The organism is Clostridium sp. ATCC 25772 (assembly GCF_001573875.1).
GTDB lineage: Bacteria > Bacillota > Clostridia > Clostridiales > Clostridiaceae > Clostridium_J > Clostridium_J senegalense.
The window spans coordinates 56516-80170 of sequence record NZ_LFRG01000009.1 but is presented as its reverse complement, the minus strand read 5'-3'; the positions used below and the strand labels follow the sequence as shown (position 1 = coordinate 80170).

The following is a 23655-nucleotide window of genomic DNA, read 5'->3' as shown; positions in this document are numbered from 1 at the left end:
AGAGTATTGAATAAAGGGTGGAGTAATTTTGGGGAACACTTATTTAGAAGTAAAAAAAGAAAAACTTTGGAATAAAAATTTTTTATTATTATGGCAGGGGCAATTGGTATCTGCTTTAGGGGATATGTTATACATATTTGCATTAGAATTTTGGATACTGGATGTTACAGGTTCAACTACAATTATGGGACTTTTAACTACACTAACTATGCTACCAAGGATAGTTTTAGGCCCTTTTATTGGAGTGCTTGTAGATAGATATAATAAGAAAAAAGTTATAGTTATAACAGATTTTATAAGAGGTATATTAATTACAGTGGTAGGTATAAGTGCAATTATTGGAGTAATAGAGGTATGGATGGCTTTTGTGGTAGCAGTCATAAGCGGTATATGTGCTGCATTTTTTAATCCAGCAGTTATGGCAATAAAACCAGATATAGTACCGAAATCAAGACTTGTTCAAGCGAATTCAGCAACTAGCTTAGCTCAATCAGGAATGAATATGATAGGGAATGGGATTGGAGGAGTTTTATATATAACACTTGGAGCATCATATTTGTTTTTGTTTAATGGATTATCATATTTATTTTCAGCATTTACAGAAATATTTATAAGTGTAGAATCTACAGTTAATAAGAATTTCAAAGTAGATTTTAAAGAAGAATTTAAAGAAGGGTTTAGATTTGTATGGAAGTTTAAAACTTTAAGAAATATATTTTTATGTAATAGTATATTAAACTTTTGCTTTTCAGGCGGAATGATGTTGTTAAAGGTTTATTGTACTGAAATAAGTTTTTTAGGCGTTAAGGGATATGGATATTTAATGACAGTGTTTTCAATTGGAGCAATTATATCAAGTACTTTATTAACTATGATTAAATTAGAAAGAAAGTTGAAATTTAAAGCATATGTATGCAGTTTAATTATTTTTTCTATAACTATATTTTTTTTGCCATTAATGAAGAATTATGTTTTAATGATGATCATAATGTTTACTATGGCCTTTTTTAATAGAATATTTAATGTAATATTAGATAGTACTAAGATGTTGGCGATTCCAGCTAATAAAAGAGGGCAAGTTCTATCTATTTTACGTACTTTCTCTATGGGATTAGCACCATTAGGGACGTTAGTAGCAGGAATTTTAAGTGAATTTATTTCAGTTAAATATGTAATGATGTTATTATTTACTGTAGGAATTTTATCAATAATAACTTGTATACTGGTTAAAGGTAGTAAAACATTAGTTGAATATGAAGGACAAGACTTTTCTTTAGACGATTTAATTAATAATACAAACAAATTATATGATATGTAATTTGTGGCTATTTAAATGGGAATTATATCTTAAAGATGAAAAAATTAAGTGTTAGAAATTTGGAGAAATAGTGGTATGCTAGTAAACTAAGTACTTACAAAAATTGTTCTAAAATTCAGAAAAAATTAATAACAAATTTTAAAGTTAGTAAATACAATATAATTAACTTAAAAATGAAAGCTTGGACATTCTATCGTGTGATTGAAGGAGATTTGATTGTTTAGTTAAATTACAAGGTCAATTTTAATTAAAATACGAAGTTAAAAGCCATTTACAATTAGTTAAAAACACTTTATAGTATATATTACAATATAATAAGTGGTGCAGTATTCTAGTCGGGTAAGTATCTTTGAAGACGGGGCTAAAAATCCGTTGAAGAGCATATCGATGAAGTTCCTGGTGCTGGCTTGAGACGCCCAGTTTTGGGCTGGTGCTGGGAGTTAAGGTTGTGGGACAGACGCAAAGGCATGTGGTCATTGCTCCTACTTCCGTGGAGACCATTGTATGTGCTTTAGAAGAGATGTCTAAAGTACGGCAATGGATTAAACCTGTAATGTGGTGAGTTTAGCTATGTGCAGTGTAGCTTGCCTTGAGTGATATAGGGGGAGGTTAGGTTGAGATAACAATTCTAGGCCAAGAAGTGTTATTAATTGCTTACTGAAACCTATGTTGCAAAAGAGGATAAAAAGATACCCAACTGTTGAGGAAATCTCCTAGACTGTTCTAAAAGAGACATATTAGGGATTGTGGTGCGGACTAAGTGGTAATCTGGCCCTATGCATTAGCATAGATAAGATATTCAAAGGAAACTGCTAAAATGGCGACATTTTAGTTATCTTATGGGAAATCCTGCTAGACCTAAGCCGTAAAATTAACTTAATGTGTCACCACTTGTTTAATTGAAAATATTAATAATTTATAAGAATAAGTAATTGTAATTTTGAGTATTATATAAATAGATTTAAAAGTTAACTTTTTAATCCTTTAATTATGTATATTGAAAATTATAATTAAGTATATAAAAAATTAGGAGGATATAATTGGGCACGAGTAATAAAAATAAAAATTCAAAACAGGAAAATGGTGAGCGAAGATGGCTTATAACAATCGTTATAACAACTTTTGTTATAAGTGGAACAGTATCTTTAATATCAGAATCCACATTATCTAAGGTGAATGTATTAGTAGCTTTAGCAATATTATTTGGGATAATTCTTTTAGGTGTAGTATTTGATATTGTAGGTACAGCAGTTACAGCTGGTGACGAAACTCCATTCCATTCTATGGCATCAAAGCGTGTTCCAGAGGCAAAAATAGTTGTAAAATTAATTAGAAATGCAAGTAAAGTTTCTAACTTTTGTAATGACGTTATAGGTGACGTTGCAGGGATTATCAGTGGTTCTGTTGGTGTAGTAATAGTTTCTAAAATATTGCAGGCAAAACCTAATCTTAATCAAATATTAATTGCAGCTACAATAAGTGCTGTAATTGCAGCTATGACTGTCGGCGGTAAAGCTATGGGTAAAAAAGTAGCTATATCTAAAAGCAATGACATATTATTTTCAGTTTCTAAAATAATATATTTTTTTCAACTAATAGGAAAAGGTAAAAATCCTTTTAAAAATAAAAAATTAAATATTAAAAATAAAAAACAGTTAATACAGAAGTAGTTTATACAAACTACTTCTTTTTTATTGCAAAAAAGTAATAAAACTATCACAAAACAACTATTTTGTAAATAACATATTAATATATAGATTATAGAGTTATGAAAAATAAAATAGTTATTTTCTAAGCTTATAGTTTGGAGGTGAGAAAGTGTCCTCTATTGTTGATGTGAAAAATATAGGAATGAATTTCTATACTGTAGATGGAGAACTTAAGGTTTTAGAAAATTTAAGTTTTTCTTTAGAAGAAGGTAAAATTTTAGCCATTTTAGGTCCATCAGGCAGTGGAAAGTCAACACTTTTAAATATATTAAGTAATTTGTTAAAACCAACAGCAGGAGATATAAATATAAAAGGAAAAATTGGTTATATGTTTCAAAGAGATCATCTATTAGAATGGAGAACCATAATTGATAATATAACTATTGGACTTGAAATACAAAAAAAATTAAATGATGATGCTATGGAAAAGATAAATAAATTATTGAAAAATTATGGGTTATGGGAATTTAGAAATAGATATCCTAGAGAGTTATCTGGAGGAATGAGGCAAAGAGTGGCTTTAATAAGAACACTTTCTGTTGATCCAGATATTTTACTTTTAGATGAACCTTTTTCTGCTTTGGATTATCAAACAAGGCTTATGGTAAGTGACGATATATATAAAATAATTAAAAATGAAAATAAAACAACAATATTAGTAACACATGATATATCTGAGGCAATATCAATGGCAGATCAAGTTGCTGTTTTATCTAAAAGGCCGGCAAATATTAAAAATATATATGATATAGATTTAACAGTATCTAATGAAAAAACACCGCTTTTAGCAAGGAAAGCACCAGAATTTAAGGATTATTTTGATAATCTTTGGAGGGAGTTGGATGTTCATGAAAAATAATTCATCTCTTTCAGAATATGAAAAGTTTTTAAAGGAAAGAAAAAAGAATAAATATAAAATATTATTTTGGCAGATGTTTTTACTAGTTATGTTGTTAGTAATTTGGGAAGTTTTTGCTAGAGTAAAAATTATAGATACATTTCTATTTAGTAAGCCATCAGATATATATGTTTTATTTAAAGAATATGTTTCTAATGGTGAATTGTTTAAACACGTTGGCATATCTGTATGGGAAACAGTTTTAGGTTTTACTATTGGTACAGTTTTAGGAATTATAATTGCTATAATGTTATGGTGGTCTAAAACAGTAGCGAAAATATTAGATCCTTTTATGGTAGTTCTAAATGCACTTCCTAAAACCGCATTAGCACCTATTCTTATAGTTTGGGCTGGTGCTGGAATAAAAGGAATTGTAGTTATAGCTGTAACTATATCTGTGGTTACAACTATATTGTCAGCATATAATTATTTTATTAATGCAGATGAAGAAAAAATAAAAATGCTTAGAAGTTTTGGAGCTACCAAAAGTCAAATTCTCACAAAATTAATTCTACCATCTAATATAGGAAATATAATAAATATAATAAAAATAAATATAGGAATGTCTTGGGTAGGAGTAATAGTAGGTGAATTTTTAGTATCAAGATACGGAATTGGGTATTTGATAGTATATGGAGGGCAAGTATTTAGGTTAGATTTAGTTATGATGGGTGTTGTAGTACTAGCTGTATGTGCGCTTATAATGTACGAAGTTGTAAATGTAATAGAAAAAATTTATAAGTCAAAACAAAATGTGGATAATAATTAGTGATTCTTTTGACTTAATTAGATTAAAGAGGTTATGAGGTGAAAAAATTGAAAAGATATAAAAAGTTAATAGCTGTTTTAACCAGCGCTTTTATATGTTCAATGTTTTTTAGTGGTTGTGGAAAGAAGAATGAAGAGTTTACTAAAATAAAGGTTGCAGAAGTAACACACTCTATTTTTTATGCACCGCAATATGTAGCTATAAATGAAGGTTATTTTAAAGAAGAAGGATTAGATGTTGAACTTATAGCAGCACAAGGTGCTGATAAGACTATGGCAGCATTAATATCAGATGAAGTTCAAATTGGGCTGATGGGGCCAGAAGCATCTATATATGTTTATAATCAAGGAAGTAATGACTATGCAATAAATTTTGCTCAACTTACTAAAAGAGATGGTAGCTTTTTAGTTGGAAGAGATAAGGAAGATAACTTTAAATTTGAGAATTTAAAGGGAAAAGAAGTACTTGGTGGCAGAAAAGGTGGAGTGCCTGAAATGACATTGGAGTATACAATCAAAAATAATAATTTTAAAATCGGAACCAATAAAGAAAATGGGGAAGTTAATGTTAGAACAGATATTCAATTTAATGTTATGGCAGGTTCGTTTACAGCAGGAGAAGGAGATTATGTAACATTATTTGAACCATCAGCAACATCCCTTGAAAAGCAAGGACAAGGATATATTGTTGCATCAATTGGAGAAGAGTCAGGAGAAATACCGTATACAGCTTATTCAGCAACAAATAAATATATAAAAGAAAATAAACAAACAATACAAAGTTTTACAAATGCAATATACAAAGGTCAAATATACGTACAAAATCATAGTGCAGAAGAAATTGCAAAATCAATAGCACCATTTTTCAATGATATGAAGATGGAGGATATAGTAACTGTTGTGAATAGATATAAATCAATAGATGCTTGGTGCCAAAATCCAATACTTGAAGAAGAAAGTCTTAATAGATTGATGGATGTAATGGACATGGCAAAAGAATTAGATAAAAGAGCTCCATATGAAAAAATAGTAACAAAAACTTTTGCTGAAGAATCTATAGAAAAAGTTAAATAGTATATATTTAGACAAACTGATTAGTTTAAAGTTTATTACAAATTTGAATTAATCAGTTTTTTCTATTTTAAAATAGAAAACTAGACTTACTTATTAGACATAATGTAAAAATAGACATATAATCAAAGTAAATAAAAATAAGGTTAAATTTTGGAGGGATTAGTATGAAATATAATTTTGATGAAATTCCTAATAGAATAGGTACTAATTGTGCTAAATGGGATAATCGCAGAGCTATATTTGGAAGAGATGATGTAATTCCTATGTGGATTGCAGATATGGATTTTGGGGTAGAACCAGCTATAGTTAAAGCTATGGAAGAAAGATTAAAACATGAAGTGTTTGGTTATACATATTCACCAGATTCTTACTATAAGTCAGTAATTAATTGGATGCAAAAAAGGTTTCAATGGAAAATAGAAAAAGACTGGATAAAATTTACGCCAGGAGTGGTACCAGGAGTTAATAGTATTATTGCAGCATTTACAAAACCTGGTGACCAAGTTATTTTACAGACTCCAGTTTATCATCCGTTTTATAGATTAATAAAAAATAATGATTGTGAAGTTTTAGAAAACCCGTTAGTTTATGATGGTAGTAATTATAAAATGGATTTAGAAAATTTAAAAAAAATAATTACAGACAAGACAAAAATGATAATTCTTTGTAGTCCACATAATCCAGGAGGTAGGGTATGGACAATGAAGGAATTAAAAGAGTTAGGTGAAATATGTATAGAAAATAATATACTAGTTGTTTCCGATGAGATTCATGGTGATATAGTATATAAACCAAATAAGCATACTGTATTTGCACAAATAAATGATGAATTTGCAAACAATTCAATTATTTGTACAGCACCAAATAAAACATTTAATATTGCTGGTCTAGAAACAGCTAATATAATCATACAAAATGAAAAATTAAGAAAACAATTTGAAATTCAATTAGATAAGCATTGTATACATGGTCCTAATATAATGGGGGCAGTAGCTTTAGAAGCTGCTTATGTTAATGGTGAACAGTGGTATAATCAATTAATGGATTACCTAAATAAAAATGTAGAATTTGTACTAAATTATTTTGAAAATAAAATTCCTAAGATAAAAGTTCAAAGACCACAAGGCACATACTTATTATGGTTAGATTGCTCCCAATTAAATATGAGTAATGATGAATTAAATAAATTTTTTATAAATAAATGCAAAGTAGGATTAAATAATGGAAAGATGTTTGGACACGCAGGAGAACAATTCCAAAGAATGAATATAGGAACTAGTAGAAAAATTATAGAAGAAGCATTAAACAGAATAGAAAATGCAATAAATAGTTTATAATTTAATTGTAGCTGTTTAAAATAATAGTAAGATGTTGTTTTAAACAGCTATTTTCTATTATAAATTTAATGTTAAAAGTATAATAGAATAAGTAAATTTCTATTAAAAATATGTATAATTACTTATAAACTATATAGTAAGTAAGGGTGAGGTGTCATTATGAGTAAAATATTAATAGTTGAAGATGAAAAAAAACTTAGAGATGTTATGAAACTATATTTAAATAAAGAGGGTTATGAAATTATATGTGCAAAAGATGGTTTTGAAGGAAATGAGCTTATAGAAAATGAAACTTTTGATCTTATAATTTTAGATGTTATGATACCTAAAAAAGATGGATGGTCTTTGTTAAGAAAATCAAAATCATTAAATTCTAAAGTCCCTGTAATCATGATAACTGCTAGAGGGGATGAGGAAGATAGAATATTTGGATTAGAGTTAGGTGCAGATGATTATATGGTAAAACCTATAAGTATGAGGGAACTTGTATTAAGAGTTAAGCTTAGAATTAATACAATTAAGGAAAATAAATGTGAAAATTTTAAGATTGATAATCTGATAGTTGATGTAGAAAAACATCTAGTAAAGGAGTTTGGTAGTATTATAACTTTGACACCTAAAGAGTTTGATTTAATGACTTTTTTGATTAGAAATATGAATATAGTGTTTAATAGAGAACAACTTTTAGAAAAGGTATGGGGATATGATTTTATAGGAGATTCTAGAACGATAGATACTCATGTTAAAAATTTAAGAGAAAAAATAAAATATTTTAATGAGAATTTAAAGACAGTGTGGGGGGTAGGTTATAAACTTGAAGACAGGAACGAATAAAATAACTAAGAGAATTTTAAAATACTTTTTATTATCCACAGTTCTTGTTATGGGACTAGGATATATTTTTTCAACAGTTCTTTTAGGAAAAGTATACATAAAGCAACAATATAATGAGTTAGAAAAGATAAGTGGTCAAATAGAATCAGAATATAAAATGTATGGAACATATAGTAGTTCGTTAGTATTAGGAATAATTAGTGAAGGTGGTAATTCACATTGTTTTGGACCTGGGAAAATGATGTGGTTAAATAAAGTAGATGTAGAAAAGTTGAAAGAAAAGGACACTTTAGTTACTAATAAAAGAGAAAAATATTTAACATATAAAAAACCTACAGATTCTGGATACATAGTTGTAATGAAAAGTTATTATGATACAAAAGAATATATAAATTTAATATATTTAATTTTAGCTATTATATTTATGGTTTCTATTATAATATCAAATCCATTAGCTATTTATCTTGGAAGAAGATTTACAAAGCCTATAATAGATTTAAAACAGGCTTCAGATGAAATAGCAAAAGAAAATTTTGATGTACATATAAATGTCAAAACAGGAGATGAAATAGAGGAGTTGGCACAAAGTATTAAAAAAATGTCTAAGGAAATAAGCTATAAATATAATTTGCAAAGGGAATTTATAGCTAATGTCAGTCATGATTTTAAAACGCCCCTAAGTATTATTAAAAATTATAGTGAGGCAATAGGTGATGAATTAGTAAAAGGAGAAGAGGTAAAAGAATATAGTGAAATCATAATTGAAGAAGTTGATAGGTTAAACAGGTTAGTATCTGAAATATTACAACTTTCAAAAATAAAAGAGGGCAAAGTTAATATGAATTTCGAAAGAATTAGTATTACTCATATTATAAAGGAATGTGTAAAAAAGATTAGTTTTATGAGTAATGATAATTTTGAAATAGCTGTTATAAATAACTTAAATAATGATATTTTTATAAAAGGTGATGAAATTTACTTATATAGAGTAATTTATAATTTAATAGATAACAGTATAAAACATAGCTGTGGAGATTCTATAAAAATAATATTAAAAAATGTAAGCGATAATGTAAAAATAAGCATAAGAGATAATGGGAAAGGAATAGATGAAGAATTTATAGGTGAAGTTTGGGATAGATATTTAAAAAATAAGAGTAGTGGAGGAATGGGAATTGGGTTATCTATTTCCAAAGAAATATTATTAAAACATGAATTTTCATATGGTGCTAGAAACTTAAAAGAATCTGGAGTAGAATTTTATTTCATAATCCCTAAAGATAAAGTGCTTTAATTACAATTTTCACAAATTCATCACAAATTAAACAAAAAAGTATTAAAACTTATAAGTATTATTATATTAGAGAATATGAATTTAACTTATAGGAGGAATTTAAAATGAAAAAAATAATATTATCATTAGTTATGGCAACAACTATGACTTTAGGTGCTACAGGAATGGTTTTTGCAGGGACATCAAATAATGTTGAAACTAAGAGTCAAAATATGCAATCTGAAGTAAAAAGTGAAATTGCACCAGTGAAGATAAGTGATGGGGCTGAAACTCCAACAGTGGAAGAAAACACGAATGATCAATGTTATTATGGAGGAGATAAGGAAAATTGTCCTCAAAATAGAGAAAATTGTGAGCAAAGTAGAGGAAACTGCAAACAAAATAAAGGTAATTGCAATGGAGATGGTGCTAAAATTAGAAATGGAAATGGAAATGTAGAACAGGGAGCATAAAATTAAAATAAGAATGATATAGATTATAAAATAATATGTAATAAAAATAACCTTGCTAAATTTTAGCAAGGTTATTTTTATTAATATTACAAGGCTGTAATATTTATGAAATCTAAATCAATATTTAAAATTATAAATCCATATTAAAATAAACTTGTAATAAATTAAAAAGTTAAATTTAAGTTATTAAATAAAATTTCAGTATAGTTTGGAGGAATAAAAAATATGAAGAAAGTAACAATAGTTTTATTATCATTAGCTGTAATAGTAATAAGCTCTGGGCTATTTGTAAGAGAAATGCTATTTCCTATAACAAATATAGATGTTATAAAGGAATGTGGAGAAAATTACAAAGTAGATCCAGCTGTTATAGCGGCTGTTATTCATTTTGAAACAAATTTCAAAGAAACACCTTATAAAAAAGGAAGACCGTCTGGACTTATGAATATAACAGATGAGTCAGGTATGGAAATAGCAAAAAAGGCAGGAATAAAAATTGAAAACAAAGCAGATGTAGCTAAGGCAGAGAATAATATAAGATTAGGTTCATTTTATATATCAGAAAATTTTAATGGTAAAGATCTTAAGGAAATGATGGCAAATTGGATAAGTAGAAATGGTGAAGTTGAAGAACAAGATAGGTCATATGCAAAAAAATACTATGGAGATAAAATTGAAAAAAGAGAAAAAATATATAAATTTTTATATCCATCATTAAAATAACTATAAGGAGAATGGTTAAATGAAAAGCGTATTAGAAATTAAAAATGTTTCAAAAGTATATAAAACTAAAGGGACTAGTTATAAAGCATTAGAAAATATAGATTTGCAAATCCTAGAAGGAGAGTTTGTAGGTGTAATGGGACCATCAGGGGCAGGGAAAAGTACATTATTAAATATAGTATCGACTATAGATAAACCATCTCATGGCGAAATTAAAATTGAGGAAAAAAATATTACTGATTTAAATAATAAAGAATTAGCTAAGTTTAGAAGAGAAAACTTAGGATTTATATTTCAAGATTTTAATTTGTTAGATACATTAACTGTTAAAGAAAATATAGCATTACCTTTAGCTATAAGTAAGGTAAGTGTTAAAGAAATAGAGTTAAAGGTTATGGAAACATGTAAAAGATTGGGAATAGAAGAACTATTAAATAAATACCCAACTGAACTTTCAGGAGGACAAAAACAAAGAACAGCAGCAGCTAGAGCAATAATATCACAACCATCTATTATACTAGCAGATGAACCTACTGGAGCATTAGATTCTAAGTCATCAAAAGAACTTTTAAATTCCTTAGAAAGTTTAAATGAAGAAAGAAAAGCTACGATAATGATGGTAACACATGATCCAGGTGCTGCAAGTTATTGCAAAAGGGTAATTTTTATAAAAGATGGTAAGCTTTATAAAGAAATTCATAAATCCTCAACAAGAAAAGTATTTTTTCAGGAAATAATCGATACTATGGCTTTAATTGGTGGTGATTCTACAGATGATATTTAATATAGCAAAAAATAATGTTAAAATGAATTTGAAAAATTATATTGTTTATCTTGTTTCTATAATAGTATCAGTATCAATATTTTTTATATTTAAATCTTTAGAATTCAATGAAGTAATAAATAGTATGTTAGAAGGAAGTGTTAAACTTAGCACAGGTTTTAAAATGTCATCTTACATAATATTATTTTTTTCTGCAATGTTTATATGGTATTCTAATAACTTTTTTCTAAAGAAAAGAAAAAAGGAAATTGGATTATATTCTCTTTTGGGAATTGAAAATGAGAGTATAGGTAAAATGTTGTTTTTAGAGACTTTCTTTATAGGTATTATAGCATTAATAATAGGAATTTTATTAGGAGCTATATTTGCAAAATTTGCAACTGTTATTCTAATAAAGATGATTGGACTTAGTATACCTATTGGAAAGGTAATAACAAGTAAAGGAATAATAAACACAATTATAGCATTTATTATAATCTTTATTTTAGTTTCTATTATTAGTGGAAGGACTATTTATAAATTTGAACTTATAGATTTATTTAAAGCAGAAAGTAAAAGAGAAGTTGAGCCAAAAGCCTCAATGATAAAAGCAGTATTATCAATAATACTTATTTTGTTTGGATATTTTAACTATTTAAATCTAATAAACTCTTCAAATGAAGAATTATCACTGATATTAATATTGGTATCAATAACTACTGGAACGTTTATGTTATTTTCATCTTTATTAGTACTTTTAATAAAGGCTAGAAAAAGGAATAAAATATCGTATTTTAAAGGATTAAATATGATAGTAACATCTAAGTTATTGTTTAGAATAAAAGGAAATTCTAGAGCTTTAGCATTAATAGCGATTTTAAGTGCAACAACTATAACAGCTATGGGTGTAAGTATAAGTTATTATGATAAGTTTATCGGAAAGTTTAATGATATGTATCCATATTCATATATGACATCTATAGATAGTAAGTCATTAGACCGTGATATTACAAAATTTATACAAGAAGAAAATAATACTAAATTTTTAGGAAGTACAAAGGCTGAATATGTTGAAGTTGAAGGTGAAGTAGATTTACAACAGTCAAATTTCAATGTGATATCTGAAAGTGATTTCGATAAGATAAATAATTTAAGAGAGAAAAAATATGAAAACATTGATTTAAAACCAGGTGAATGTTTATATTTTTATGAATTTGGAGACAGTGCATCTAATAAAGAAGAGCCTAAAGAAATAAATATAACAAATGATAATACTAATTTTGAAAATTATACTATAAAGAAATATTATAAAAATAATTTAATAAATGAGCATATGTCATTTGAAACCATTATACTAAATGATACAGATTATAATAAAGTAAAGAAAATTGGGGAGTTACAAAAATTAAATATATACCAACTTTCTGATAATAAAAATATAGAAATGTTAGATAAAAAAATTGATGATGCAATAAACGAAGAAGTATTAAAAAATAAAGACGATAGAAGTGATATATTTATATATTCATCTTACTATAAAAACTTTAAGGAACAATCCACATCTATTTCTGGAATGTTATTTATAGGAATATTTGTAGGGGGAGTATTCTTAGTTGCAATGGGAAGCATAATATTTTTCAAACAAATTTCAGAAGCAACAGAAGAAAGTGGTAGATACAAATCTTTAAGAAAGATAGGAGTTAGTGAAAAAAGTATAAAATCTACAATATACAAAGAAGTTGCATATGTATTTATAATGCCTTTAATTGTAGGAATATTGCATAGTGCTGTAGCAATTTCATATATAGCAAAAGCTTTTAATCAAAATACAGCTTTAATTGAATTTCAAGTATTAATTCCATACATTGTGATATACATGATATATTATATAATAACTTCAAATAATTATTATAAAATAATAAGTGAAACTGAATAGAGGTAAGGTTTAAAATAGTAAATTAAAAACTATTGAAATAATTTTACGAAAATAATAGATAATATAAATAAGGTATGTTTAAAATAGACATACCTTATTTATAATAATATTGTATTTTTATATTATTATAAATAAAATTTATGAAATGGAGATAATGGTATGTCTTATAAAATAATGGTAGTAGAGGACGATTTAAAAATTGCAACATTGTTAAGTGAATATATTGAAAGGTACGGATATAGTGTTTTTAAAGTTGAAAAATTTGATGAAGTTATGGAAATTTTTAATAGAGAAAATCCTAATTTAGTTCTTATGGATGTAAATTTACCCAAATTTGATGGGTATTATTGGTGTAGTAAAATAAGACAAAAATCACTATGTCCTATAATATTTATATCTGCTAGAGACAGTGATATGAATCAGATAATGGCTATAGAAAGTGGTGCAGATGATTACATAGTTAAACCATTTAATTATGAAATTGTAAGAGCTAAGATAAAAAGCAATTTAAGAAGAGTATATGGAGAATACGCATCAACATCAAATGAAAGAATTGTAAATTTAGAAGGACTAATGCTATACCCAGAAAGATTAGAACTGGAATATAAGGAGAATAAGGTTATATTAAGTAAAAAGGAGTGCGAACTTATAGATTGTCTTATGAGCAGTTATCCTAAAATTGTATCTAGAGATGTATTATTAGAAAAACTTTGGGATGATCAATCCTTTGTAGATGATAATACACTAAATGTAAATATAACAAGATTAAGAAAACGATTGTTAGAGCTTAATATAGAAAATGTTATAGAAACTGTTAGGGGGGCAGGATATAGGATTAATATAAGTTGGAGGCAATTAGATGAAACTGTTTATAAAAGATAATTTAGGGTTTGTTTTGGTATATTTATTTAGCTTTGTATTAATATTTGGTTGTGACTTAATTTTTGATGGACTTAATACTGTAAATAACAAAATGTATTTTGTTATTCTAAATATGTTTATAGTTTTAATTTATATGGTTTGTAGATATTTTAAAAATAAAAAATTTTATAAAGGATTGTCTAAAAGTTATGTAAATTTTGAAGAACTAGTATCGGAGTTTGGAGATTCTTATTTAGGACAAGAATTAAATAGAATCAGTAATGAAATGTACGGATTTTATCAAGGTGAAGTTTATAATCAAATAAAAAGGCAAAAAGAACAATTAGATTTTATGAATCAATGGGTTCATCATATGAAAACGCCGATTTCAGTAATAAAACTATATATGCAAGAATATGAAAGAGAAGAATTTATATTAGATATAAAAAGTGAAGTTGATAAATTAGAAAGAGGATTAAAATTAGCTTTATACAATGCTAGAATAGAAGATTTTAAAAATGATTTTTCAATAAAACAATTTCCGGCAGAAATTCCTATAAAAAATGCTATAAATACTTTAAAAAGTTATTTTATAAAGAATAAAATTTTCCCTAAAACTAGAATTGAAGAGGGGTTAATTATAAATAGCGATAAAAAATGGATAGAATTTATATTAGAACAAATATTAATAAATAGCATAAAATATTCACAAGGTAAAGGGAAATCTGTAGAAGTTATAGCTGAGAAGGAAAATGATAGAGTGAAAATTCAAGTCATAGATGAAGGTATAGGGATATCTAAAAGTGATATAAAAAGAGTTTTTGAGGCTTTCTATACAGGTGAAAATGGAAGAACTTATGGTGAATCAACAGGAATGGGATTGCATTTAGTAAAAGAAGTGTGCAATAAATTAGATCACCAAATATATATAGAGTCACAGCAAGGAATTGGAACTAAAGTTATTATTATAATATAACGTTTTGAGGTGGTAACTTGAATTTAATAGAATTAGAAGGGGTTTATAAAATTTATAAAAAAGGTGAATTTGCTATTAAAAATTTAAACTTTAATTTAGAAAATAATGAGTTTATAGCTGTTATGGGACCTTCAGGCAGTGGTAAAAGTACTTTTTTAAATATTTGCTATGGTATGACAAAACCTTCTGCAGGAAAAGTAAAAATATATAATAAAAATATTAGTAATTTCTCAGAAGAAGAAATAACAATATTTAGGAGGAATAACTTAGGTTGTATATTTCAAGATTTTAGATTATTGGATTATTTAAATGTAAAAGACAATATAATTTTACCATTAACATTTTTAAATAAAAAGAATGGTGAAATGAAATCTAAATTGAAATTTTTAAGTGAATTTTTAAATATAAAAGACATATTGCATAAAAACATATTTGAAATTTCAGGAGGAGAAAAACAAAAAGTAGCTATAGCTAGAGCTTTAATTACAGAGCCTAAAGTTTTATTTGCAGATGAACCAACAGGAAGTTTAGATTTTAAAAGCAGTGATGATGTAATGAAGTTAATGAAGAAGATACAAACCCAAATGAATACAACTATATTCATGGTTACTCATGATCCTTATATTGCAAGTTTTTCAAATAGAGTTATATTTTTAAGGGATGGAGAAATTTATAATGAAATATATAAAGGAGAGAATAATAAGCAATTTTATAGAGAAATATTAGATGTACTTTCCTTTCTAGGAGGGAATGACTATGAATTTTGAAAAAATCTTATTTAAAAGTACTATAAGAAATTTGAAATTATATTTATACTATTTAATTAGCAGTTGTGCAGCTGTTTTTATATTCATTATAACTTCAGCTATAATAAATCATCCTGTATTAATAGAAAGTGTACAGGGTGATTTACGGTTTAATATTAGCTATATAAAATTTGAAGTTATTTTAGTATCTATATTTTTTATAATGTATTCATTAAATACATTTATAAATATGAGAAAAAGAGAATTTGGAGTATTAATGGCACTAGGTGTAGACTATAAAGATTTCTATAAGTTTTTTATGATAGAGAATTTAATAGTTGGTGGAAGTGCAATAATTATTGGTGTTATATTAGGGGTTGTATTTTTAAAGTTTTTTCTTATAATTTTTAGTGCTATTACCAAAATAGAAAGTATGAATTTTTATTTTCCAACTTATGCAATAATAGAAACTGTTTTATCTTATACCATAATATTTATTTTAGCTTACACTATTAATTGTAACAAAATTTTAAGAAAAGGATGTGATGAGCTTTTAATTGATAATAAAAAAACTGAAGCTTTAAATAAATGGAAAGTTTATACTTCTATAATAATATTAATACTTATGATATTATTACATAAATTTAATTCACATATTGAAATAAGCCCTATTTACATTTTTATTGAATCTTTTACCATAGCTATTATAAATTTTATATTATTAAAATATTTAATTCCTTATTTTTTACATTTATTATCTAAAATATATTTTATAAAAATAAAAGGTAAAAATATAATACTACTATCATCAATTAAAGAACGTTTCATTAATATGTCTAATATAGTAATTTTAGCAACAATTCTTTTAACTGTAACCTTTGCTATAATATCTATGCTATATACGGATGCTATGGTAGTAGCAAAAAATTTAGAAGTTGAAATTCCTTATACATATTGCATTTTCATAAATAATAAAAGTGAAACAATTCCCTTTGAAAAAGATTTAGATAATATATTAGAAAAAAATGATTTTAGTTACTATAAAACTAAATATAAGATACTGAATTTAAATGAGCATATTTCATTTATAAGTAATGAAGATTATAATAAATTAGCGCTGCAATATGGAAAGTCTGAAATCAGTGTTAATGATGATGAGGTTTATAGTGTTCCCTTATTTAAAGAGGAAATTACAGAAGATTATGTACCGGTTAATGGTAAGAAGTTAAGTATAAATAAGAAGGCTATACCTAATATAACATATGCAATTAGTGCTAATGATTTATATGTTATTTCAGAAAATATGTTTAATGAATTAAATGGAAAATTAAACTATCTTAGTTGTATAGCATATGATTTGCCTAAATGGACAGAAGCTACTAAAATAATTGATAATATAAGAGAAGAATATTATAAATATGATAAAGAAGATACATTTTATATGATATCAAGAGTAAGTAGATATTATGATTCTATATCTACAAATAAAATATCCATATATTTCTCTACCTTAATTTGTACACTAATTTATTTTATGGCGTTAAGTTTAGTTTATATTAGATTTTATAATGAAGTTATATATAATAAAATTAATTTTAGAAATTTAAAGAGTATTGGTGCAACAGATAAAGAAATAGAAGAAATAATATCAAGAGAAATGGCATTTATATTCTTTGTACCGTATATATTAGCATTTTTAAATGCATTTATGTTTATGAAATTTGCAAGTATGATGTATTCTATAAGTATATTAAATCAAATTGTAATAATATTTACTGGAATATTTATAATAAATATAGTGTATTTTTTATTTTGGAGATTTAAAAGTATTGAGGAATTAAAAAATAAAGTATCATAAAATGATACTTTATTTTTATATAAATCCTGTAATTGAAAAGTTAAAATTTAGTTTATTACAACATTGTAATTTAAATGAAAGCAGTTTAAATTTGAGTTAATTAATAAATGCAATAGAATATTTTTAGAGAAAAATAAATTTTTAGGAGGATATTCATGGATGCATTTGCAATTAAAATTATAGCAATGATATTAATGGTATTTGATCATGTAGGAAGTAATTTTTCAGGGATGCCTATGTGGTTTAATTTTATAGGGAGAGTGGTTTCACCTATATTTTTTTATTTTATAGTAGAAGGGTTTTTTCATACCAAAAGTAAAATTAAATATATGGGGAGGTTATTTGGGTCTGCATTAATTATGCAAATAATAGGAGTAGTATTTCATATCCACAACAATATATTCTTATCCTTAGCATTAGCTGTATTATTAATGTATGTAATAGACTATACTAAAAATAGCAAAAAATATATTTTAGGGATAGTATGTTCATTAGCAGTTATTGTTGCATCATTTTTTACAGAAGCTTCAATATTTGGAGTTGGAATGACTTTAATATTCTATTTTTTAAGGGATAACAAAATTATTATGTCTTTAACTTACGGCATATTTTCATTATTAATATGTGGTGTTTTTTCAGCTATAGGTAGTGGAAATGCTTATGAACAGTTAATTATGAATGATCCACAATGGATGATGGTATTTTCAATAATTTTTATACTTTTATATAATGGTAAAAGAGGAATAAACAATAAATTTAGTAAATATTTATTTTATATATTTTATCCGTTGCATTTAGTTATAATAAAAATTATAGCAATGTTTATATAAAATTTTAAATATGATTAAATTTGAAAAAACATAAAAAGTTACATACTTTTTATGTTTTTTTATGATTATAATTAAAAAAGTATTATAATATATGAATAAATGTCGATATATTGAAAGAAAGGTATATAATAAGAGAAAAAATATATATAATATTATAGAGTAAATAGCTATGGAAAAAAAAGTGTGTTTAATAGAATTGAGGAGGTTAAAATGATTTCATTTGAGCAAGTTACAAAGATATATGACAAAGAAATTGTTGTTGAAAATTTAAATTTGGATGTTATAGATGGAGAAGTAACTGTAATTTTAGGGCAAAGTAAAAGTGGAAAAACTACGATTTTAAATATGTTAAATAGGATAGTAATTGAAGATTTGGGAGAAATATTCATAAATGATGTTAATATAAGTGACTTTGATATAAAAACTCTTAGATTGAGTATAGGATACATAAATAAAGAGGTTGGATTATTTTCTAATATGGATATAAGAAAAAATTTAAGCATAGTTCCTAAAAAATTAAATTGGGATAATGAAAAAATTGATACTACATTAAATGAATATTTTTCTATTTTAGATTTAAATTATTATGAATATAAAAGTAAAAAAGTATATCAATTAAATATAGAAGAAATTCACAAAATAGGTCTTATAAGGGCTTTTTTAAATGATGGCGATATTATTATCATGGACGAGCCTTTTAAAAATTTACAATCAGAATCTAGGCTTATGCTTTCAGAATGTCTTTTAAAATTACATAAGAAACTAGGTAAAACAATAATATTTGCTACAAATAATTTAGAAGAAGCTATAAAAATTGGAGATAGAGTAGCTGTTATAGAAGAGGGAAAACTTAAAAGTTTTGACAAGGCGGATAAATTAATGTCTAATTTCAAAGTAGATATTTTAAATGATGGAAGTTCTGCTGATTTATATATTAACATGCTATCTAATATGATAATTGAGGATTACATGATACCAAAACTAGGAAAAGACGTAAGGGAAAGAATTTCTCAAAATAAAACATTAAAAGATGCATTAACATTTATGCTTCAAAAGACTGTATATGATTTAGATGTATTGGGAGAAAATGGAAAGATAGTTGGAGCGCTTAATGTAAAGGATATAATAAAGGCTTTAACTTATTTAAAGGGGTAGAGAGATGGTTAAGAAAAGGTATGGAATAATATTATTTTTATCTGTAATTTTAGGTTTAATTATTAGTCTTATAGATATGGTTGTCGTAAGAAAAGAAGTTTGGTCAATGCCACATAGTATGAAATATTTGTTTTTAAACACTATAAGTATGGTATTTATAGCTATTATAGTAGCTATAGTTTTTTCAATAATAGCTTTTATAATTTTTAACAGTAGAATTGGAAGTAAATTTTATAAAGTATATAAATTATTTATAGAACTTATAAGTTTTATACCATATATAGCTGTTTTAGCTATTTTAGTTATTATATTAGGTAGTGGAAGAAAGACAGTAATTATTTTATTGACAATTTACAATATAATTTATTTCAGTAATAGTATAGTTAAATTGAAAGAAAAAACTAGTGTTGAAATGATTAATACAGCTACAGCAATGGCAATGAGTAAAAATGAGATTTTTATTAGGATAAATATATTAGAAAATAAAAATAATATTTTAAAAGTAATATTAAAAGGAATAAGGTTTAATATAAACATATTAATAATATCATCTATAATTGGGGTGTATACATTAGGTAGTCCAATTATATTTGGATTTAAAGCTTTAAATATAAAATTAATATTAGTAGGGATATTACCTATAGCTATAATAATGTTAATTTTATCACTTTTAACGGAAAGTTCAAAAGGTGAATTTTAATTTTAAACTTATTCATTTATCAAATGAGAAAACTCAAATTAATATTATACTAATAGTTGACAAATTATTTTAATTGAAAAACTCTTTTATCTGATAGATAAAGATGTTTAAAGTTATGTAATAACTTTTTAAAAAAATACAATAATGTTATAATTTATAAATAGTAACAATATATAATTAATAGATTATATTTTTTAGGGAGGGTTTAATATGGCTAAACATCTACATATAATGGCTAATGAAGGGGAAATAGCAGAGATAGTGCTATTACCAGGGGACCCATTAAGAGCAAAATTTATAGCAGATACTTATTTAGAAGATGCAAAATGTTATAATGATGTACGAGGTATGTATGGATATACAGGTATGTATAAGGGAAAAAGAGTATCAGTACAGGGAACTGGAATGGGACTTCCGTCACTATCTATATATGCTAATGAGCTTATAAATTCTTATGGAGTTAAAAAACTAATTAGAGTTGGAAGCTGTGGAGCAATAAATGAGGATGTTAAAATAAGAGATATAGTTTTAGCTATGAGTGCGTCTACTAATTCAGGAATTAATAGAAGAAGATTTCAAGGAATGGATTATGCACCTACAGCTAATTTTGAACTTTTGAAGAAGGCTTATGAGCTTGGGATAAGCAAAGGGTTAAATATAAAAGTTGGTAATGTATTATCCAGTGATTTATTCTATGATGATACAGGAATGGGAATACAAAAATGGATAGATTATGGGACTTTAGCTATAGAAATGGAAACAGCAGAGTTATATACTTTAGCAGCTAAAAATAAAGTTAAAGCATTATCTATACTTACAGTATCAGATCACGTATTAACAGGTGATGAAACAAATCCTAAAGAAAGACAAGAAACATTTACTGATATGATGGAAATAGCATTAGAATTATAATTTAAAAGCATTTACTAAGAAAAAGGTTATATAAAGATGAAAAAATATCTTTATATAACCTTTTTCTAATTTAAGTAATAAATTTAAATTAACGGGTAAAGGAAATATTTAGTTGATAAAAGAATAATATGTATAAGAGTAAAAACTTTAAATTAAAAACTAAATAAAATGTTATTTTACTATATTTGTAGCAAAGAAATAAATGATTATAATAGGAGATAAAATTTTATTGGTTATGAGTTATGAGGGAAGTGAGATAATGGGTAAAAATAAAAACTTTAGTATTATAATAGTTGCTATTATGGCTATCCTTGTATTTTCAGCAAGTTTATTGGTTTACGCTGATGAAAATAAATTACAAAATACTTGTAGTGAAATATCATTTCAACAAATGATGCCTTTAGAAAAGATAGAAGAAGGGGTTTATACTATAAATTCAGTAAATGAACATTTAAAAGAAGTTTTTTTATATGATGATAATAATAAAGAGGGGATTTTAAAGGCTGATAGTTATACAGATTCTAAAAATTATAGATGGATTTTAAAATATATAAAAAACACTGGACCAGAGGGAAATAATGAGTGGGATAAATATAAAACAGAATATTTATATGAAATCTACAATGAAGCAACAGGAAGAAAGTTAACAAGTGAAAATATAGGTGGAAACTTGGATTTGATTTTAAAAGAAAACTATGAAAAAGAACATACCTTTGGATTTGGAACGGGAAAAAATCCTGAAGTAGGTATTAAAACTAAGGATGGAAATTATTATATTGTAGATGGTATGCAAAGAAACTCTGCACTAAAAATTGAAGAAAATATGGTGAAAAATTTAAAAAATATAAATTTAAACAAAATGCAGTGTCAATTTAAGTTAAATAAATTAAATGATGATATAGATGAAACAAGTTATAAATACAAAATTACTGGTAAAGTATTTGAGCTTCCAATAAAAGATAATATTATATATAGACCAGGACTTTACGACGAAAATAAATTTTTAAGTATATTTAAAAATAATAATATATCAAAAAATGAGTTTATAAGTATAAATAAAGAAAAAATTAAAACAGATTATAGCATAAAATCATTAGATAATAGAGAGTTTAAATATAAAATAGACAAAACTACAGGACAATTTCAAATGTACACCAATGAAGAAAAATTAGAGATTGAGGTAGTTTATGGTGAATTAGAATCAGTTAAAGGATATGTTACATTAGAAAAAGATACAAAAATAAAAGATGTGTTAGTTTTTATGCAAAATAAGCTTAAAAATGAAAAATTATTAAATATAAAAGGAAATGGATGGGAGAAAAAAAAAGAAAAGATTAATGGTAGTAATATACCTAAAGGGGTTTATTATAGCAATAATTTGATAAACATGATAGATAATAAAAATATAAGTAGTATAGCATGGAAACTTAGATTAGATAAGGATGATTTAGAAGTTAGATTTAATAATATTAAAGCTACTAAATTAAAAAATGACAATATGATGTTTGGTGCAGAAAATATACAATCAGGATTTGTAAAAGTAGAAGCAATTTATAAAAAGAACAAAATAATTGATTATATATATTTAGATAGTAATGAAAAATTAAATGAAAATATAGAGATTTTATTTGATAATATAAGAGATAATGTTGAAAATGAAAAAAGTGATTTAAATATAGAAATTTTTAAGTGTGATAAAAATTGTAAAGAGGGCATCTTCAAAAACGAACAATCATGTAAAGAACAGATATTAGATGGGCAAATTTCTTTAAGTAAAGATGGGAAAAATATCAATTTAAATCGTTATGGAAATAATTTTAATATAGAAGATTTAGATAAAGGTGAATATAAAATTATAGTAGATATTAAGGGATATAATCGGCTAGTAGGAAAAATCAATTTATCCAATAGTACAGAAAAATATTATGTTTATTTAAAAGAAATAGATAAATATTTACCTAATGCAGAAATAATTTTAAAGTATTATGGAGATGGAACGGTAGATGCTATTTTAACTAACTATAGTAAACCTGTATATGTTATTGGTGGAGAAGTTGTTTTTAAAGATGGAGAAATAAATAAATTTGATGTGGATTCTAAAAAAACTCATTTAGTTGATGATGATAAGACTGCTTGGTATAAAGGCATAAAGAAGAACGGGTATATACATTTTTTAATAATAGATGAAAATGATAATGAGGCATGGATAAAAAAAGAAATAATAGTTGGTACTGATTCAAATATTACTGATGGTAAACAAGATAGATAAAAGGTAAGAAGATTAGCAACAATTTGCTAATCTTTTTACCTTTTATATAAAAAACAAATAAGAAAAATGTTTACAAATTATTTAGTAATATAACAAATTGTAGAAAAGTATACTTTAATTATAAGACTAAATAAAGTTTTGGTGTAAAGAGATATATCTTAAATTATATTTTGAAAAACATTATCATTAAGTAATCATAGTTTGTTTTACATTAAATATTAGATTCTATTTAAAATCTCTTT

General features: G+C 25.4%; 21 protein-coding genes. All 21 read left to right on the top strand.

Annotated elements, in window-relative coordinates; all coding sequences use genetic code 11:
* Positions 1–28 precede the first annotated feature (28 nt).
* Entirely contained in the window at positions 29–1318 is a 1290-nt protein-coding gene (locus AZI32_RS04565; RefSeq protein WP_061994716.1) for an MFS transporter, read from the top strand.
* 1040 nt (positions 1319–2358) lie between these two features.
* A complete protein-coding gene (locus AZI32_RS04560) occupies positions 2359–2988 on the top strand; it encodes a hypothetical protein (RefSeq protein ID WP_061994715.1) in 630 nt (209 codons plus the stop codon).
* A gap of 148 nt (positions 2989–3136) precedes the next feature.
* Positions 3137–3886 (top strand): ABC transporter ATP-binding protein, encoded by a 750-nt coding sequence (locus tag AZI32_RS04555; RefSeq protein WP_061994714.1) that lies wholly within the window; start codon positions 3137–3139, stop codon positions 3884–3886.
* Positions 3876–4694, top strand: a complete 819-nt coding sequence (locus AZI32_RS04550; protein WP_061994737.1) for an ABC transporter permease — start codon at positions 3876–3878, stop codon at positions 4692–4694. Before AZI32_RS04555 ends, AZI32_RS04550 begins: the two co-directional genes overlap by 11 nt.
* Before the next feature lie 47 nt (positions 4695–4741).
* Complete coding sequence (locus AZI32_RS04545) at positions 4742–5767, top strand: ABC transporter substrate-binding protein (RefSeq protein ID WP_061994736.1); 1026 nt, start codon at positions 4742–4744, stop codon at positions 5765–5767.
* Between the two features lie 164 nt (positions 5768–5931).
* Positions 5932–7104, top strand: a complete 1173-nt coding sequence (locus tag AZI32_RS04540; RefSeq protein ID WP_061994713.1) for a MalY/PatB family protein — start codon at positions 5932–5934, stop codon at positions 7102–7104.
* A gap of 159 nt (positions 7105–7263) precedes the next feature.
* Complete coding sequence (locus AZI32_RS04535; protein WP_061994712.1) at positions 7264–7938, top strand: response regulator transcription factor; 675 nt, start codon at positions 7264–7266, stop codon at positions 7936–7938.
* A complete protein-coding gene (locus tag AZI32_RS04530; RefSeq protein WP_061994711.1) occupies positions 7919–9232 on the top strand; it encodes a HAMP domain-containing sensor histidine kinase in 1314 nt (437 codons plus the stop codon). Before AZI32_RS04535 ends, AZI32_RS04530 begins: the two co-directional genes overlap by 20 nt.
* A gap of 104 nt (positions 9233–9336) precedes the next feature.
* On the top strand, positions 9337–9684 hold the full coding sequence (locus tag AZI32_RS04525; protein ID WP_061994710.1) for a hypothetical protein: 348 nt from the start codon (positions 9337–9339) through the stop codon (positions 9682–9684).
* A gap of 225 nt (positions 9685–9909) precedes the next feature.
* Positions 9910–10407, top strand: a complete 498-nt coding sequence (locus AZI32_RS04520) for a transglycosylase SLT domain-containing protein (RefSeq protein ID WP_061994709.1) — start codon at positions 9910–9912, stop codon at positions 10405–10407.
* A gap of 19 nt (positions 10408–10426) precedes the next feature.
* Positions 10427–11191 (top strand): ABC transporter ATP-binding protein, encoded by a 765-nt coding sequence (locus tag AZI32_RS04515; RefSeq protein ID WP_010293295.1) that lies wholly within the window; start codon positions 10427–10429, stop codon positions 11189–11191.
* Complete coding sequence (locus AZI32_RS04510; RefSeq protein ID WP_061994708.1) at positions 11181–13106, top strand: FtsX-like permease family protein; 1926 nt, start codon at positions 11181–11183, stop codon at positions 13104–13106. Before AZI32_RS04515 ends, AZI32_RS04510 begins: the two co-directional genes overlap by 11 nt.
* Before the next feature lie 159 nt (positions 13107–13265).
* On the top strand, positions 13266–13988 hold the full coding sequence (locus tag AZI32_RS04505; RefSeq protein ID WP_061994707.1) for a response regulator transcription factor: 723 nt from the start codon (positions 13266–13268) through the stop codon (positions 13986–13988).
* Positions 13966–14943 carry a sensor histidine kinase gene (locus AZI32_RS04500; protein ID WP_242865259.1) on the top strand — a complete coding sequence of 326 codons (978 nt, stop codon included), beginning with the start codon at positions 13966–13968 and terminating at the stop codon, positions 14941–14943. The genes AZI32_RS04505 and AZI32_RS04500 overlap by 23 nt, the downstream gene beginning before the upstream one ends.
* A gap of 17 nt (positions 14944–14960) precedes the next feature.
* Positions 14961–15710, top strand: a complete 750-nt coding sequence (locus AZI32_RS04495) for an ABC transporter ATP-binding protein (RefSeq protein WP_061994706.1) — start codon at positions 14961–14963, stop codon at positions 15708–15710.
* Complete coding sequence (locus AZI32_RS04490; protein ID WP_061994705.1) at positions 15700–17547, top strand: ABC transporter permease; 1848 nt, start codon at positions 15700–15702, stop codon at positions 17545–17547. The genes AZI32_RS04495 and AZI32_RS04490 overlap by 11 nt, the downstream gene beginning before the upstream one ends.
* A gap of 149 nt (positions 17548–17696) precedes the next feature.
* On the top strand, positions 17697–18377 hold the full coding sequence (locus AZI32_RS04485; RefSeq protein WP_061994704.1) for a TraX family protein: 681 nt from the start codon (positions 17697–17699) through the stop codon (positions 18375–18377).
* A gap of 210 nt (positions 18378–18587) precedes the next feature.
* Positions 18588–19532, top strand: coding sequence for an ATP-binding cassette domain-containing protein (locus AZI32_RS04480; RefSeq protein ID WP_061994703.1), 945 nt, complete (start codon positions 18588–18590; stop codon positions 19530–19532).
* A gap of 4 nt (positions 19533–19536) precedes the next feature.
* A complete protein-coding gene (locus tag AZI32_RS04475) occupies positions 19537–20232 on the top strand; it encodes a hypothetical protein (protein ID WP_061994702.1) in 696 nt (231 codons plus the stop codon).
* Between the two features lie 210 nt (positions 20233–20442).
* Entirely contained in the window at positions 20443–21144 is a 702-nt protein-coding gene (gene deoD, locus AZI32_RS04470; protein WP_061994701.1) for a purine-nucleoside phosphorylase, read from the top strand.
* 259 nt (positions 21145–21403) lie between these two features.
* A complete protein-coding gene (locus AZI32_RS04465) occupies positions 21404–23413 on the top strand; it encodes a hypothetical protein (protein ID WP_157450839.1) in 2010 nt (669 codons plus the stop codon).
* The last annotated feature ends 242 nt before the right edge of the window (positions 23414–23655 follow it).